Here is a 16725-nt window from a genome sequence, read left to right as displayed (position 1 = left end):
GTACGAAGGGAAAGGGGGACGTCGAAAGCGGCCCACGCCGGCACTGCCGGGGGCCTGCACACCCCGGGGCTACCCGGAGATGTCGACGTCACCTGCCACGACTGGTCTCCTCCAACGGATCTTCACTTCGAAGATAGCACTCGCACTTCGTCGAGCACGCGGCGCAGCGGCTGCCCGGTCGCCTCCGCCGCCGCCTTCGCCTCTTCGTACTCGGGCTGCGCCGTCACCACCACTCCGTCGAGGTACCCGCGTTTCACGCTCACCGGCGTGCCCCGGTAGTCCACCGTGACGCTGTCGCGCGGCAGCGCCCGCCGCTCGACCGGGGACAGGCGCAGCCCCAAGGTCGACGTGTGGGCGAAGATCGCCGCGCAGACGCCGTCGACGCGGTCGTCGGCCGCCAGGGTCGTGAGGACCACGCCCGGGCGGCCCTTCGGGGCGGTCACCGGGGCGCACCACGCGTCCGCCGCGCCCGCGCCGCGCAGGGCCGAAAGGACTTCCGGCCACAGCCGGGGATCGAGGTCGTCGACGGTCGTCTCGATGACGGTCATCGTCGAGCGCACCCACGACGGCGACGGCGCCGAGTCCGCACCCACGACCACGCGGACGATGTTCGCGTGGCCGGGGGGATCGGCCGTGCCCGCGCCGACGCCGACCTTCAGCGGGACGCAGGCCGGCATGGGGCCGTACGCGTCGGCCAGCGTGACGAGCAGCGCGGCGCCGGTCGGCGTGCACAGTTCCCGTGCCGCCGGGTGTGCCGCGACCGGAGCGCCGGTGAGCAGCGCGAGCACCGCCGGCGGTGGCACCGTGAGCCGGCCGTGCGCCGCGGTCACCGTGCCGCCGCCCACCGCGATCGGCGACACCGTGACGGTCGCGTCCAGCAGTCCCAGCGCGGCCAGCCCGAGCGCGCAGCCGGCGATGTCGACGATCGCGTCGAGCGCGCCCACCTCGTGGAAGTGCACGCGCTCCGGCTCGATGCCGTGCACGGCGGCTTCCGCTTCGGCCAGCCTGCCGAACACGGCGGTGGCGAACCGCTCGGCCGCGGCGGGCAGCGCGGCCGCCCCGATCAGGTCGAGGATTTCCGGCAGGTGCCGGGCGTGCCGCGTCTCGGGCGCTTCGACGAGCACGCGCCGGGCGCGCAACCCGTGCCGCCGCACCACTTCCGTGCTGAGCTTCACGTCCTCGACCGGCAACCGGGACAGGCCCGCGAGGATCCCGTCGAAGTCCGCGCCCGCGTCGACCAGCGCGGCCAGCAGCATGTCGCCGGCGCACCCGTTGCCGGCGTCGATCCACGCGATCGTCATGACCGCACCGACTGCCGGGCCACGCGCGCCGCGGCGACGCCCGCGCCGAAGCCGTTGTCGATGTTGACCGTCACCACGCCGGGCGCGCAGCTGTTCACCATGGTGAGGAACGCGGTCAGCCCGTCGAGGTGCCAGCCGTAGCCGACGCTCGTCGGCAGCGCGATCAACGGCGCCCCGCACAGTCCACCCAGGACGGTCGGCAGCGCGGCCTCCATCCCGGCGATCGCGATGACCGCGTCGGCGGCGGCGATCCGGTCGCGTTCGGCCAGCAGCCGGTGCAGCCCGGCCACCCCGACGTCGACGACGAGGTCCGGCTCCGCGCCGAAGACCGCCACCGTCGTCGCGCATTCCCGCGCGACCGGCAGGTCCGAGGTGCCCGCGCAGACGACGGCGACCCGGCCGCGCGGCGCGGGCAGCGGCCCGAGCGTGACCGTGCGGCCCACGTCGTCGATGTCCGCGCCCACCAGGGTTTCCCGGCACAGCGCCCGCGCCGCGTCGCCGACGCGCGTGGCGAGAACGGCACGGGTGGGATGGGCTTGACACAACCGTGCGAGCGCCGCGCTGATCTGTTCGGGCGTCTTGCCCGCGCCGAACACCACTTCCGGATCCCCCGTTCGGACGGCCCGGTCCAGGTCCAGCCGGGCAAAGCCGAGATCCGCGATTGCCTCTGTCGATTCCACGTTCGACACGTTAGTGTTCTTCCGCTCCCCGTGTAAACTGCGCCGAGGGGAGTTCGCGGCACGAACCAATGCCTTGATCGGGGGAACGGGTGTGCCTTTCTTTTGGACAATTGATCACCGGGTCGGCGCGACCAGGGGGAATGCGGCGATGACCGCCGGAATCGAAGATCGGCTTTTGCGTGGGGTGCGGGAGCTGGCGAGTGTGGTGGTGGCTTTTTCCGGCGGGGTCGACTCGGCGCTGGTGCTGGCCGCGGCCGTGCGGGCGCTGCCGGGGGAGCGCGTGCTGGCGGCGATCGCCGACTCGCCGAGCCTGGCGCGGGCGGAACTCGCGGCCGCCAGGGCGTTCGCGGCGGGGGTCGGCGCGGAGCTGGCCGAGGTCCCGGTCGCCGAGCTGGCGTCGCCGGGCTACCGGGCGAACGCGGGCGACCGCTGCTACTTCTGCAAGCAGACCGTGCTGGGGGAGATCAGCGCGCTCGCGCTCCGGCGGGGCTTCGCGCACGTGGCCACCGGGACGCACGCGGACGACCACCGAGCGTTGCACCGCCCTGGGCTGCGGGCCGCGCGCGAGCTGCGCGTCGTCGAACCCCTGGCCGACGCCGGCCTGGGGAAACGTGAGGTCCGGGCGCTCGCTGCCGCCTGGTCACTGCCCGTGGCCGACAAGCCGTCGACGCCGTGCCTGGCGTCACGTATCCAGGTCGGCGTGCCGGTCTCTTTACGGAGGTTGGGACTGGTGGAACGCGCCGAGATCGCGGTGGGCGCGCGGCTGGCCGAGGCGGGGATCCGCCCACGCGACCTGCGCGTCCGCCTGCTCGGCCGGGGATTCCGGGTGGAGGTGGATGCCCCTTCGTGCGCGGCCGTCGAAGCACGGCCCGGGCTCGCCGCGGCCGTGGTCGCGGAGCTGGCGGGCATCGGGCTCGCCGGACCGGGAGCGGTGGCGGCCTACCGCCCGCCCGCGCTCGCGCCGCCGGGTTAGCACCGCGTTCTTTTCGGAGAACGCGTTGTGAATTGTACCGTCACCGATCGGGTCGGGAAAAATTCTCGACCGCGCCCGACGGCGACAGGTGATTCATATTCGTCGGCCGTGGTGCCGATCAAAACACCGTGGTGTTTATTCCGTTTTGCCGAGCGCGTATTTCCGCTATGTTCCGGTGAACCGGCGGGGGAGGATCGAAAGTGTACTTCAAGTTGCTCGGCACCTTGCGGGTCCAGCGCGACGGGGAGCGGGTGGACCTCGGCGGCCTGCGCCAGCAGCGGCTCCTGGTGATGCTGCTGCTCAACGCCGGCAAGGTGGTCGGCGCCGACCGGTTGCTCGAGGCGATGTGGGACGGCGAACCGCCGGTGACCGCGCGAAGACAGCTGCACAACGCCGTCGCCGCGCTGAGGCGGAGCCTCGGGACGGCCAAGCACATCGTCGTCAAGGACGGCCCCGGCTACCGCGTCACCGTGGACGCCCAGGACGTCGACGCCCACCGCTTCACCGGGATGGTCGCCGCGGCTTCCGCGGCGGCCGCCGCCGGGCGCACCGCGGCGGCCGCGGAACACCTGGAGGCGGCGCTCTCGCTGTGGGACGGGCCCGCGCTCTCCGGGCTGAACAGCCCGGTCTTCGAGATCGTCGCCGCGCGGTTCGAGGAGAACCGGTTGACCGCGACCGAACGGCTCATCGGGCTGCGGCTGGACGGCGGCGAAGCGGCGGCGGTGGTGCCGCAGCTGGGCGAGCTCGTCTCGGGGCACCCGCTGCGGGAGGAGACCCGCAAGCTGCTGATGCTCGCGCTGCACCGGTGCGGCCGCACGGCGGACGCGCTCAACGCGTACGAGCAGTACCGCCGGCTCCTGCGCGACGAGCTCGGCGTCGACCCCGGGGCGAGCCTGCGCGAGCTGTACGAGCGGATCCTGCGGGACGACCTGCCGGAGCCGCCCGCCGAGCCGGCGACGGTCGCGACCGCCGGGAACCGGTCCTTCCTGCCGTACGACACCGCGCACTTCACCGGCCGGGCGGCGGAGCTGCGGTTCCTGGCCGGCAACCGGTCGGCCGGGACCGCGCTGAGCATCCTGGCCATCGACGGCATGGCGGGCGTCGGCAAGACGACGCTGGCCGTCCGGCTCGCCCACCAGCTGGCGCAGGGGTTCCCCGAGGGGCACCTGTTCCTCGACCTGCACGGGCACACCGCGGGCCAGGAACCCCTCGAACCGGCCGCGGCGCTGGAACGGCTGCTGCTGGACTTCGGCCTGACACCCGGCCAGATCCCCCGCGACGCCACGCAACGGGCCGCGCGCTGGCGCGCCGAAGTCGCCGAGCGGCGCGTGCTCGTGGTGCTCGACAACGCGCTCGACGCCCGGCAGGTCCGCCCGCTGCTGCCGGGCACGGGCAAGGCGCAGGTGATCGTCACCAGCCGCCGCCGGCTCGCGGGCCTCGACGGGGTGACGTCCCGCTCGCTCGACGTCTTCCCGGCGGCCGACGCGGCCGAGCTGTTCACGCGCATCGCGGGCCCGGAGCGCACCGCGCACCGGCCGGACGCGGTCGCCGAAGTGGTGGCCCGGTGCGGGAACCTGCCGCTGGCGGTCGGGATCGCGGCGTGGCGCTTCCACAACCGGCAGGCGTGGTCGCTCGACGACCTGGTGTTCCGCTTGCGCGACCCGGCGAAGCGGCTGGCCGAGCTGCGGCTGGGCGACCGCAGCGTGGCATCGCAGTTCGAAGTGTCGTACCGGAAGCTGACGGCCGGGCAGCGCCGGCTGTTCCGGATCCTCGGCGCGACCGCGCACCCGGGCGAGGAGTTCGACGCGGGCACGGCGGCGTTGCTGGTGAACCAGCAGGCCCCGGAAGCGGAGCGGGTGCTGGAAGAGCTCTTCGACGCCCACCTGCTCCGCCAGCGGACCGCGGGGCAGTACCACTTCCACGACCTGGTCCAGGAGCACGCGCGGGCGAAGGCGGAGGAGCCGGACCTGGAAGACGCGCTGCTGAAGACGTTCGGGCGGGCGACGCTGCCCGAAGTGACCAAACTGGAGTGCAGTTTCGGCTGAGCGGCACTCGCACGGGAACCGGCTTCCGGGGGTGGAAGCCGGTTTTTTCGTTCCCGGGCAACGGTTTCCGGGCCGATGCACGGCCGATGCGCCGGAAAGGCCGGGCCGATGGTCCCGTCCGGCAAGCTCGTCTTCGGGTCCGGACCGCGGATCCGTCGCCGCCGTGGGCCTGCACCGGAAAGTGATGCCATGGAGTTCACGCACCAGACCGTCCTGAGTCCCCAGCTGCGGGCCCAGGTTCTCGACGACCCGGCCATCGGGGGCGGGAACCTGCTGCCCGCGCTGCTCGACCTCAACCCGTACCCGGACGAGCCGTTCATCCATTCGCTGACGCCGATCCCGTACACCGACGGCGAAACGCGGCACTGGTTCAGCCTGCGCGACCTGGACCACCTCGTGCAGAGCTGGTCGGTGTGGTACCTGGAGCGCGGGGTGCGGCCGCACGACCGGGTCGCGGTCTTCCCGCCCGACTCCATCCAGTACTTCATCCACCTTTCGGCGCTGGCGCAGATCGGCGCGATCTCCATGCTGATCAACAGCAACGCGCCGCGGGAGAGCGCCGCCGCCCTGATCGAGCGCAGCGGCGCCACCGGCCTCTACACCGACGAGACGCGGCTCGGCCGGCTCACCCCGGACCTCGACCGGCTGAACCTGCGGTGGGTCCACACCGACCAGGCCGGCCCGCCGTCGGCGGTGCTGCCGGACGCGAACCGGTTCCGGCACCACCCGGACGACCCCGTCGGCCTGATGCACTCCTCCGGCACCACCGGGCTGCCGAAGCCGGTCATCCACACGCACAAGACCCTCTTGGACGGTCCGAAGTGGCGGGCCGTGAACTACCGGGAAGAACCCGACGCCGTCATCCTGAACGCGCTTCCCCAATCCCACCAGGGTTGTGTCTCGTTCAACGCCTACGCCGTGCTGGGCGGACAGCCGATGGTGGTCTGGCGGGACGTCTCCGGCGCCGAACTGGCGCACGCCGTCCAGGAGCACCGGCCGACGATGGTGATGGCCTTCGGCCACGCCTACCCGGAACTGTCCGCCATCGAGACGCCGAAGGGCGCGCTGGACTCGGTGAACATCTGGGTGTCCATGGCGGACGCCATCCACGAGCGGCACCTCAAGGACATCCTGGGCCGCCGCTCGCCGGGGCTGCCGCCGGCCGCGTTCCTCGACCGGCTCGGCACCACCGAACTCGGCTGGGGCGTGCTCATGCAGCCGCGCACCCTCGCGACCGAGCGCAACGACCGCTGCGTCGGCAAGTCCGTCGGGTACGCCGAAGTCGCGATCGTGCGCGAAAACGGCACGCTGGCCGAGCCGCACGAGATCGGCTACCTCGGCGCGAAGCCGCCGTCGATGACCGTGGGCTACTGGGGCAACCAGGACACCTACTACCGCAGCAAGCTCGCCGGCTACTGGCTCACCGGGGACGTCGCCTACCGCGACGAGGACGGCAACTTCTACCAGGTCGACCGCGCCGTCGACGTGGTGCACACAGCCGGCGGGCCGGGCTACTCCGTGCAGATGGAGGAGCTCATCCTCAACGAGGTCGGCGGCGTCGACGACTGCACGGTCGTGGCCGGCGGCTTCGGGGACGAGAAGGTCGCCGTCGCCGTGGTGACGGGGGAAGGCGTCGACCCGGAGAAGGTGCTGTTCGCCGCCAACGAAACCCTGCGCGCCCACGGGAAGCCCGAACTGTCCGTGGTCGAGGTGGCCACCGCCGACGGGGACTTCCCGCTCGGCGTGACGGGCAAGTCGCTGAAGCGCTTCCTGCGCGACAAGTACAAGGACCTCGCCGTCTACGTCCGTGACCGCCGGGGCAAGAACCTCGCGACGAGCGACGCGCTCGCGTGACCAGCCGAGAAGAGACGATCGCCGTGACCGACCAAGACCTGCTGCTCGTGTTCGACGAAACCGTGACCCGGGCCGGGGTCGACGGCTGGCTGCGGTACCTGGAGTCCGCCGGCGCGCCGGCGCAGGTGTACCGGCTCGGCGGCAGCCACGTGCTGCCGGTGTCCGGAGTGGACAACCCCGAGCTGCTCGCCGCGGCGGCGGACCTGGCCGTCCCGACCCGGCACGTGCCGCGGGGCGGGGAAGCGTGGCTGGGCCGCCGGGCGCTGCGTCCCGCCGGGACCGAGGTGGCGATCGGGCCGGCCACGATCGGCGACGGCTCGGTGGCGGTGCTCGCCGGGCCGTGCGCGGTGGAGACGCCGGAGCAGATGCTGGCCACGGCGGCGATCGTCGCCGAGCACGGCGCGGTCGCGCTGCGGGGCGGGGTGTTCAAGCCGCGGACGTCCCCGCACTCGTTCCAGGGACTCGGGTTCGCCGGGCTCGAGCTGCTCGCCGAGGCCCGGAAGCGGACCGGGCTGCCGTTCGTCACCGAGGTCGTCGACCCCGAGCACGTCAAGCGGCTGGCCGAGGTCGTCGACGGCTTCCAGATCGGCGCCCGGAACATGCAGAACTTCGCGCTGCTGAGCGCGGTGGGCCAGAGCGGCCTGCCGGTCGTGCTCAAGCGCGGGTTCGGCTGCACGGTCGAGGAAACCCTGGCCGCCGGCGAGTACCTGCTGCTGGAGGGCAACGACCAGGTCGTGCTGTGCGAGCGCGGCATCCGGACGTTCGAGCCGTCGGCGCGGTTCACGCTCGACCTGACGGCGGTGGCGCTGTGGAAGCAGCGGACGCACCTGCCGGTGATCGTCGACCCGAGCCATTCGGGCGGCCGCCCGGAACTGGTGGAGCCGCTGTCGCTGGCGGCGGTCGCGGCGGGCGCGGACGCCCTGCTGATCGACGTCCACGTCCAGCCGGAGCAGGCGCTCTGCGACGGCAACCAGGCCATCCGGCCGGAGCAGTTCGCCGGGCTGATGACCCGGCTCGCCGCCACCGCGGCGGGCCTCGGCCGCACCTTGCAGCGGCCCTGACCAAGACCGTCGTGAGCGGGAAACAGGGTTGGAACCCGGTTTCCCACTCGCGACCTGTACGGGAGTGGGAGAAAGTGTTCGGTGAGACGTCGGAGATCGCCGTGGTCGGGCTCGGCCCGCGCGGGCTGTCGGTGGCGGAGCGGTTGTGCGCCAACGCCGGCGCGCTCGTGCCGCCGGGACGACGGCTCGTCGTCCACCTCGTCGACCCGCGGGTGGCCGACGGCGGCCAGGTGTGGCGGAGCACGCAGGACCGCCTGCTGCTGATGAACACGGTCGCCGGTCAGGTGACCATGTTCGTCGACGAGACCGTCGACTGCGAAGGTCCGGTCGTGCGCGGCCCGAGCCTGTACGAATGGGCGCGGTCGATCGCGCTGCTCGGCAGCCCGGACGTGCCGGACGCCGTCCGGGCCGAAGCCGCCGAGCTGGGCCCGGACGACTACCCGTCGCGGGCGTTCTACGGCAGCTACCTGCGCTGGACGCGGCGGCGGATCACCCGGCTCGCGCCGCCGTCGCTCGAGTTCGTGGCGCACCAGGCGCGGGCGATCGACGTCCGCGACACCGGCGCGGGACGGCAGGAGGTCGTGCTCGACGACGGGACGACCGTCGGCGGGCTGGCCGCCGTCGTGCTTTCGCTGGGGCACCTGCCGCACGAGCCCGGCCCGGCCGAAGCGGACCTGAGCCGGTACGCCGAGCGGCACGGCCTGCGCTACTTCGCGCCGGACAACCCGGCCGACGTGCCGCTGGCCGGCGTGCCCGCCGGCGAACCGGTGCTGCTGCGCGGGATGGGCCTGAACTTCTTCGACCACCTGGCCCTGCTCACGCTCGGCCGCGGTGGCGAGTTCACCCGGAACCCGGACGGCACGCTCGCCTACGTGCCGTCCGGCCGGGAGCCGAAGCTGATCGCCGGGTCCCGGCGCGGGGTGCCGTACCAGGCCCGCGCCCGCAACGAAAAGGGCGCGTCCGGCCGGCACGAGCCGCGGTACCTGACCCCCGGCGTGATCGGGCGGCTGCGCGCCCGCGGCGGCGCCGACTTCCGCCGGGACGTCTGGCCGCTGATCGACCAGGAGGTCCGCACGGTCTTCTACGCGGCCCAGGTGCGCGACCGGGGCTGCGCTTGCGACGTCGAGGAGTTCACCGAGACGTTCGCGGCCGCCGGGTTCGCCGACGTGCCGTTGTCCGGGAACCCGCTGGCGGTCCGGGAAACCGAAGCGCAGCGGATCGTCCTCGCCAAGTTCGGCGTCGAGCGGACCTGGGACTGGCGCCGCGTGGCCACGCCGTACCCGGCCGCCGCGCTCGCTTCGACGGAGGCGTTCCGCGGCTGGCTCCGGTCCTATGTGGACGAGGAGCTGGCCGAAGCGCACCGCGGCAACGTGACCGGGCCGCTCAAGGCGGCCACGGACGTCCTGCGCGACCTGCGCAACGAGATCCGGATGGTCGTCGACCACCGCGGCCTCTCGGGCGCGTCGTACCGCGACGACCTGCAGCGCTGGTACATGCCGCTCAACGCCTACCTCTCGATCGGGCCGCCCGCCGAGCGCGTCGAGCAGTTCGCGGCGCTGCTGGACGCGGGCGTCCTCGAAGTGCTCGGCCCGGACCTGCGGGTCGAGGGCGACGGCGGCCGGTTCGCCGCCTGGTCGGCCACCTGCCCCGACGTCACGGTCCGCGCGCGCACGCTGATCGAGGCCCGCCTGCCGGAGACCGACCTGCGGCGCACGACGGACCCGCTGCTGCGGGCGCTGCTCGAGCGTGGTGAGTGCCGGCCGTACCGCATCGGCGAGTACGAAACCGGCGGGCTGGCCGTCGGACGGCGGCCGTACCACCTGCTCGACGCCGCCGACCGGCCGCACCCGCGGCGGTTCGCGTTCGGCGTACCGACCGAAGCCGTGCACTGGGTGACCGCCGCGGGCATCCGGCCCGGCGTCAACTCCGTGATCCTCGGCGACGCCGACGCGATCGCGCGCTCGTGCCTGCGGATCGCCGCGGAACGGGACGACCTGGGGAGGACCGCGTGAGCGAACTGCTCGCCGCCGCGTGGGCGGGCACGGGCGCCGGCGCGCTCGTCGACGACCACGCGCTGCTGACCGCCATGCTCGCCACCGAGGTCGCGCTCGCCGAGGCGCAGGCCGAGCTGGGGGTGATCCCCGGGGAAGCCGCGAAGGCCATCCGGGCCGCGGCCGTGCCGGAGCACATCGACCCGGCCGTGGTGGCCGCCGGCGTGCGCGAGACGGCGAACCCCGTGGTGGCGTTCGTCGCCGCGCTCACCGCGGCGGTCGACGAGAGCGCCGCCGAGTACGTCCACCGCGGCAGTACCAGCCAGGACATCCTCGACACGGCGCTGGTGCTGCTGTGCGCGGCCACCTTCGACCGCGTCGAAGCGGACCTCCTGGCCACGGCGGAAGGCCTGGCCGGGCTGGTCCGGACGCACCGGGACACGCCGATGGCCGGGCGCACGCTGACCCAGCACGCCGTCCCGGTCACCTTCGGGCTCAAGGCGGCGACCTGGCTGCACGGCGTGCTCGACGCCGTCGAGCGGGTGCGCCGGGTCCGGGCCGCCTTGCCGGTTTCGCTGGGTGGCGCGGCCGGCACCCTGGCGGCGTACGAGGAGTACGGCGCCGGCTCACTGCAGCTGCCCGATCTGGTGGCCGCCAAGCTCGGGCTCGCCCGGCAGGTGGCACCGTGGCACGGGATCCGCACGCCGATCGCCGACGTCGCTTCGGCGCTGCTCGTCACCACCGGCGTCCTCGGCAAGCTCGCCGCCGACGTCCTCGTGCTGTCCCGCACCGAAATCGGCGAGGTCACCGAGGAGCGGGCGCCGGGGCGGGGCGCGTCCTCGGCCATGCCGCAGAAGCACAACCCGGTGTTCGCGACGCTGGTGGCGACGGCGGCCCGGCAGCTGCCGCCGCTCGCGGTCGTCCTGTTCCAGTCGATGAGTGCCGAGGACGAGCGGTCCGCCGGCGGCTGGCACGCCGAGTGGCAGCCGCTGCGGGAGTGCCTGCGGACCGCGGCCGGCGCCGCCGCCAACGCGGCCCGCTTGACCGCCTCGCTGCGCGTCTCACCCGGGGCGATGGCGGCGAACCTGCGGCTCACCCGGGGCGCGATCGTCTCCGAACGCGTCAACGCCGTGCTGGCGCCGGTGCTCGGCAAGGGCGCGGCCAAGCGCCTGCTCGCCGCGGCGGCCGCCGAAGCCGAGCGGACCGGCGCCGACCTGGTCGACGTGCTCGACGTGGACGTTCCCCCCGACCTGCTGGAGCCGGCGGGCTACCTGGGGCTCTCGGGCCCGCTGGCCGACCGGGCGCTGGCCCGCTTCGAACGTGAGAGGCACTGATGACGACGCTGGAGTTCACCCCCGAGCGGATCGACCCGATGCCCGCCGAACAGCGGGAGGCGCTGCTGCGGATGCCCGGGTTCGGCTCGCTCTACTCCGACCACATGGTGACCGCGCGGTGGGACGCCGAGCACGGCTGGCACGACGCCCGCACCGGCCCGCTCGCCGCGTTCTCGCTGCACCCGGCCACGATGGCGCTCCACTACGGACAGACGATCTTCGAAGGCCTGAAAGCGTTCTGGCGGGCGGACGGGCAGCACGCCCTCTTCCGCCCCGGCGACCACGCCCGCCGGTTCGCGCGCTCGGCGCACCGGATGGCCATGCCGGAACTGGCGGAGGCGGACTTCGTCGCCGCCGTCACGGCGCTGGTGCGCGTCGACCGCGACTGGGTGCCGCAGGCCCGCGGGCACAGCTTCTACCTGCGGCCGTTCCTGCTCGCCGCGGAAACGCACCTGTCGAACCGGCCGGCCGAGGAGTACCTCTTCGCCGTCATCGGCAGCCCCGCGCGGCCCGCCGCCGAGCCGGCCCCGATCCGGCTGTGGGCCTCGCCCGACTACGTCCGCGCCGTCGACGGCGGCACCGGCACCGTCAAGTGCGGCGGCAACTACGGCGGGTCCTACCTCGCCCAGCGGGAAGCCGCCGAGCACGGCTGCGACCAGGTCGTCTGGCTCGACGCGCGCGAACGCCGGTACGTCGAGGAAGTCGGCGGCTCGAACCTGTTCTTCGTCGAAGCCGGCCGGCTCGTCACGCCGCCGTTGAGCGGGACGCTGCTGGCCGGGGTCACCCGCGACTCGATCCTGCGCCTGGCCCCGCGGCTGGGCCTGGAAGCCGTGGAGGAGCCGATCACGATCGACGACTGGGAGCGCGGCTGCCGGTCCGGGCGCATCACCGAGACGTTCGCCTGCGGCACCGCCCGCGCCGTCGCGCCGGTCGGGTCCGCCGCCACGCCGGGTCGCGAGTGGACGGTCGGCGACGGCACGACCGGCCCGGTCACCCGCCGCGTGCGGGACGCGCTGCTGGACATCCAGTACGGCCAGGCCCCCGACGAGTTCGGCTGGCTGCACGCCGTCGGCCGGGACTGGGAGGGAACTCCGTGAAGGTCGACTTCTACTTCGACCCGGCCTGCCCGTTCGCCTGGATCACCTCGCGGTGGATCCTCGAAGTGGAGCAGCGAAGGGACATCACCCTGAGCTTCCGCGTGATGAGCCTCGCGGTGCTCAACGAAGACCGCGAGCTCGAGCCGTGGTACCGCGAGTTCTGCGACCGCGCGTGGGGCCCGGTGCGGGTCTGCACCGCCGCCGCGCAGCACCACGGCGAGGAGGTGCTGCGCGACCTCTACACCGCGCTCGGCACGCGGATCCACAACGGACGGAACAAGAACTACCCCGACGTCGTCGCGCAGGCGCTGGCGGAAGTGGGGCTCCCCGGGTCGCTCGCGACCGCGGCGACGAGCGGCGACCACGACGAGGCCCTCCGCAAGAGCCACGCCGAGGCGCTGGCCCCGGTCGGCGCGGACCTCGGCACGCCGGCGATCCACCTCGACGGGGCCGGCTTCTTCGGCCCGGTCCTGAACGCGATCCCGCGGGGCGAAGACGCGGTGAGCCTGTTCGACGGGGCGGTGGCGCTGGCGCGCAACCCGCACTTCTTCGAGCTGAAGCGGGCACGCACGCCCGGCCTGGACTACGAGTGAGGGAACGGTCATGAAACGCATCGGGATCGTCGAGTCGAACCGCTCCGGATCCGGGTTCGACACGCTGCGCGCCGCCCGCGCGCTGGGGCTGCACGTCACGTTCTTCAGCAGCGGCCTGGACCGCTACCACGCGACGCCGGGCGGCACCGAGGTCCTCGGCGGCTGCGTCGACGAGTTCGTCACCTGCCCGACCCACGAGCTGGAACCGCTGCTGGAGGCGGTCAAGGCGGTCGACGCCGCCGCGCCGCTCGACGCCCTGCTGTCGGTGGCCGAGTACGAGGTGGTCCAGACCGCGGAGGCGGCGCGCCAGCTCGGCCTCCCCGGCCCGGACCCGGCCGCGATCCGGGTGGCCCGCAACAAGGCGGCCCAGCGACGTCGCTGGGCCGAGGCCGGGGTGCCGATCCCGGCGTTCCGCGTGGTGACCACGGCCGCGGACGCGGTGGCGGCGGCCGCGGCGATCGGGTTCCCGTGCGTGGTGAAGGCGGTGGACGAGACCAGCGGCACCCACGTCGTCCGGTGCGCGGACCCGGACGAGGTGCGCTCGACGTTCGAGGCCATCCGCGCCGAGACGACCAACCGCCGCGGCCAGCCCCGGGCGGCCGAGGTACTCGTCGAGGAGTGCCTGGTCGGCTTCGAGGTGAGCGTGGAGGTCCTGGCGTCGGCCGGCGGCGTCCGCGTGCTTGGGGTGACCGACAAGATCCTCGGCGGCCACAACCGCTTCGTCGAGCTGGGCCACGGCTTCCCCACGGCGTTGCCGGCCGGCGTCCGCTCTTCGCTGGCGGCCGCGGCGGTGGCGGCGACCACGGCGGTGGGCTTCGACCTCGGCATCGCGCACGTCGAGCTGAAGTACACGGCCGACGGGCCGAAGCTGATCGAGATCAACCCGCGCCCGGCGGGCGACCGGATCACCGAGCTGATGGACCGGAGCTTCGGGGTGTCCACGATGGAACTGCTGATCCGGCTGCACCTCGGCGAGCCGGTGTCCGTCGCGCCGGTGCCGGTCGGGGGTGCGGCGATCCGGTACCTGACCGCCGAACCGGGGGTGGTGGCGGACGTGAGCGGGGTGGCGATCGCGGCCGCGGTGCCCGGGGTGCTCGAGGCGGTGGTCGCGGTCGCGCCCGGTGATCGCGTCGACGCGTTGCGGGTCAACGAAGACCGGGTCGGGCACGTGCTGGCGGTGGCTGCGGACCCGTACCTGGCGGGGCGGATCGCGGAGGCCGCGGTCCAGCAGGTCGTGGTCACCACCCGGCGCGGCTGACCGATGCTCGTTCGATGTCCGGCCGATGGCCGCGGCCGTCAAGCTGGGTGCACCGAATCCCGACAGGAGAACAGACATGCCGAACCTGGTCATGGTGATGCCGTACCAGGCGTACCTCCGGAAGGCGCAGGCCGAAGGCTTCCGGATCACCGCGATCTGGGACCCGGCCGAAGCCGGGCGGCTGTTCGGCGCCCAGGCCGCCGAGTACCTCCGCGAGGTCGAGGCGCAGGCCGATGCCTTCCGCCTCACCGACTTCACCGACCCCGCCGCCTACGCGCAAGCGATTCGCGACGCGGCGGCCGACGCCGACTTCGTCTGGCACGTCGGCAGCGAAGAAAGCATGCAGCTCGCCTACGACGTGGCCGACGAACTCGGCAAGGCGGTCAACTCGCCGCGTTCGGTCGCCCTGCTCAACGACAAGCTCGCGATGCGCACCCTCCTGCGGGACAAGGGGATCTCGTCCGTTCGCTTCGCCACCGCGGACCACTGGACCGGAATACCCGAGCTGCTCGAGGACTTCACCCTGCCGGTGGTGGTGAAGCCGGCGCGGCTGTCCGCCAGCCGCGGGGTCTTCCTGCTCACCGACCCGGCGGACCTGGCGGACCGGAGCCGGGAGCTCGACGGCTACGAAGGACCGCTGCTGGTCGAGGAGTACCTGCGCGGCCCCGAGTTCAGCGTCGAGACGCTCACCGTGCGCGGGGAGCACCACGTCGTCGGCGTGACGCGGAAGCTGCTCGGCCCGCTGCCGCACTTCGTCGAGCGGGGGCACGTCCACGGCGAGCCCGAGACACCGGAAACCCGGCAGGTCGCCGCGCTCGCCGTGGAACTGCTCGACGCCGCCGGGTACCAGTGCGGTCCCGCGCACACCGAGGTCATCCTGACCGGAACCGGACCGCGGATCGTCGAGTCGCAGGCCCGGCTCGGCGGCGACAAGATCCCGAACCTCATCGAGCACGCGCGGGACTTCGACGTCAAGCGCGCGATGTTCGCCGCCCTCGCCGGGCGGGCGCCGGTGCCGGGGCCCACGCGAAAGGTCGGGCACATCGCGTACTTCGGCTTCCCCGCCGGGACCCTGCGCCGGGTGTCCGGGGTGGCCGAAGCGCGGGCGCTGGACTTCGTGGACACGCTCAGCTTCCCCTTCGAGCCCGGTGACGTGCTCCCGGAAACGGTGAGCTCCAAGACCCGCCACGGCTTCGTCATCCTCACCGGCTGCGAAGACACCGCGCAAGCCCACGCCCGCGCTGCCCGCGTCCGGGACCTGATCGAGGTGGAGGTCCGATGAGGAACTTCTTCGCACTGCACCGCAACGTCCGGCTCCGGATCGGGCTGGCGTTCGTCCACAAGCTGATCGACGCGATGATCCTCACGTTCATCGCCATCTACCTCGCCGCGCACGTCGGCGTGGCCGTCGCCGGCGCGCTGATCCTGGTGTTCGCCGCCTTCGCCGTCGTCGGCATGCTCGCCGGCGGGCACCTGTCCGAGCGCTGGGGACGCCGGCCGGTGCTCATCGCCGGCGATCTCGTCGGCACGGCTTTCCTCGCGCTGATGGCGGTCGCCTACTACTCCGGCTGGGGCGCGCTCGCGGTCTACTTCAGCTACGCGGTCGTGAAGCTCGGGACGAACCTCGCGCTGCCCGCCAACGACGCGACGATCATCGACGTCACCCCGCCGGCGGACCGCAAGTTCGTCTACACGGTCAACTACTGGGTGATCAACGTCGCGCTCGGCGCCGGCGCCCTGCTCGGCGCTTTCCTGTACAGCGCACACTTCGGCGCGGTCATCCTCGGTGGCGCCGTCGGCATGGCCTTCGCACTCGTCACCACCGTCGCGCTCGTGGCGGAGACGAAACCGGACACCCCGCGGCCGCCCGCGAAGCTGACCGGGCTCGCGCAGTTCGCCGAGGGTTACAAGGTGGTGCTGGCCGACTCGACGTTCCGGCGGCTGATCATCGCCGCCACCCTGATCCTCACCCTCGAAGGCCAGCTGAGCACGGCGATCGGCATCCGGCTGTCGACGGACTTCCCCGTCCAGGAGGTCTTCCCGTTCGGGGCCGTCACCGGTGTGCAGATGCTCGGCGTGCTCAAGGCCGTGAACACCGTCCTGGTCGTCGTCTTCGCGCTGGTCGTCAACACGCTGCTGCGCCGGCTGCCCGACCGCGCCCGGCTCTACGCGGGGATCGCCTTGTACGCGGGCGGGTTCGCGGTGCTCGCGGTCACGGACGACGCCTGGCTGCTGCTGGCCGCCGTCGTCGTGCTGACCGTCGGCGAGCTGATGAACCTGCCGGTCCAGCAGGCGCTGCTGGCGGAACTGGCGCCAGAGGAGGGCCGGCCGCGGTACCTGGCCGCGTACTACCTCCACATCCGGTTCGGCCAGATCGTCAACTCGGTGCTGGTCAGCCTGAGCGCGGTGCTCGCCACGCAGGGGATGGCCGCGATCTACCTGCTCTTCGGCGTCGTGGTCATCCTGCAGTACCGGGTGATCCTGGCCCGCCGCGAGACGCCCGCGGCCACCCCCGTCCCCGAAACCCTGGGAAGGTAA

At 73.2% G+C, this 16725-nt stretch carries 13 protein-coding genes; 11 read left to right on the top strand and 2 right to left on the bottom strand.

Annotation, left to right across the window (positions count from 1 at the left end; all coding sequences use genetic code 11):
- Positions 1–122: 122 nt before the first annotated feature.
- Positions 123–1301: a nickel pincer cofactor biosynthesis protein LarC gene (gene larC / locus AB5J73_RS01885; RefSeq protein ID WP_370967451.1), complete on the bottom strand. Its 1179-nt coding sequence runs from the start codon at positions 1299–1301 to the stop codon at positions 123–125.
- Positions 1298–1981, bottom strand: a complete 684-nt coding sequence (larB, locus tag AB5J73_RS01880) for a nickel pincer cofactor biosynthesis protein LarB (protein ID WP_370967448.1) — start codon at positions 1979–1981, stop codon at positions 1298–1300. Before larB ends, larC begins: the two co-directional genes overlap by 4 nt.
- A 148-nt stretch (positions 1982–2129) precedes the next feature.
- Here larB and AB5J73_RS01875 point away from each other — a divergent pair, with 148 nt between their 5' ends.
- The 11 genes from AB5J73_RS01875 to AB5J73_RS01825 all read left to right on the top strand — a co-directional run bounded on the left by AB5J73_RS01875 (position 2130) and on the right by AB5J73_RS01825 (position 16725).
- Entirely contained in the window at positions 2130–2954 is an 825-nt protein-coding gene (locus AB5J73_RS01875; RefSeq protein WP_370967446.1) for an ExsB family transcriptional regulator, read from the top strand.
- Between the two features lie 200 nt (positions 2955–3154).
- Positions 3155–4999: a BTAD domain-containing putative transcriptional regulator gene (locus AB5J73_RS01870; protein WP_370967444.1), complete on the top strand. Its 1845-nt coding sequence runs from the start codon at positions 3155–3157 to the stop codon at positions 4997–4999.
- A gap of 189 nt (positions 5000–5188) precedes the next feature.
- Entirely contained in the window at positions 5189–6853 is a 1665-nt protein-coding gene (locus AB5J73_RS01865) for a class I adenylate-forming enzyme family protein (RefSeq protein ID WP_370967442.1), read from the top strand.
- Positions 6850–7914 (top strand): 3-deoxy-7-phosphoheptulonate synthase, encoded by a 1065-nt coding sequence (gene aroF / locus AB5J73_RS01860; RefSeq protein ID WP_370967440.1) that lies wholly within the window; start codon positions 6850–6852, stop codon positions 7912–7914. The genes AB5J73_RS01865 and aroF overlap by 4 nt, the downstream gene beginning before the upstream one ends.
- Positions 7915–7988: 74 nt before the next feature.
- A complete protein-coding gene (locus tag AB5J73_RS01855) occupies positions 7989–9926 on the top strand; it encodes an FAD/NAD(P)-binding protein (protein ID WP_370967438.1) in 1938 nt (645 codons plus the stop codon).
- Positions 9923–11239: a lyase family protein gene (locus AB5J73_RS01850; RefSeq protein WP_370967436.1), complete on the top strand. Its 1317-nt coding sequence runs from the start codon at positions 9923–9925 to the stop codon at positions 11237–11239. The genes AB5J73_RS01855 and AB5J73_RS01850 overlap by 4 nt, the downstream gene beginning before the upstream one ends.
- Positions 11239–12336, top strand: coding sequence for a branched-chain amino acid aminotransferase (locus tag AB5J73_RS01845; RefSeq protein ID WP_370967434.1), 1098 nt, complete (start codon positions 11239–11241; stop codon positions 12334–12336). Before AB5J73_RS01850 ends, AB5J73_RS01845 begins: the two co-directional genes overlap by 1 nt.
- Positions 12333–12929 carry a disulfide bond formation protein DsbA gene (locus AB5J73_RS01840; protein ID WP_370967432.1) on the top strand — a complete coding sequence of 199 codons (597 nt, stop codon included), beginning with the start codon at positions 12333–12335 and terminating at the stop codon, positions 12927–12929. The genes AB5J73_RS01845 and AB5J73_RS01840 overlap by 4 nt, the downstream gene beginning before the upstream one ends.
- 10 nt (positions 12930–12939) lie before the next feature.
- A complete protein-coding gene (locus tag AB5J73_RS01835; RefSeq protein WP_370967430.1) occupies positions 12940–14187 on the top strand; it encodes an ATP-grasp domain-containing protein in 1248 nt (415 codons plus the stop codon).
- A 76-nt stretch (positions 14188–14263) separates the two neighbouring features.
- Complete coding sequence (locus tag AB5J73_RS01830) at positions 14264–15469, top strand: ATP-grasp domain-containing protein (RefSeq protein ID WP_370967428.1); 1206 nt, start codon at positions 14264–14266, stop codon at positions 15467–15469.
- Positions 15466–16725 carry an MFS transporter gene (locus AB5J73_RS01825; RefSeq protein WP_370967426.1) on the top strand — a complete coding sequence of 420 codons (1260 nt, stop codon included), beginning with the start codon at positions 15466–15468 and terminating at the stop codon, positions 16723–16725. Before AB5J73_RS01830 ends, AB5J73_RS01825 begins: the two co-directional genes overlap by 4 nt.

The organism is Amycolatopsis sp. cg9 (genome assembly GCF_041346945.1).
In the GTDB taxonomy this organism is placed as follows: domain Bacteria; phylum Actinomycetota; class Actinomycetes; order Mycobacteriales; family Pseudonocardiaceae; genus Amycolatopsis.
The sequence above is the reverse complement of the archived record's forward strand: the minus strand, read 5'-3'. Positions and strand labels throughout refer to the sequence as shown.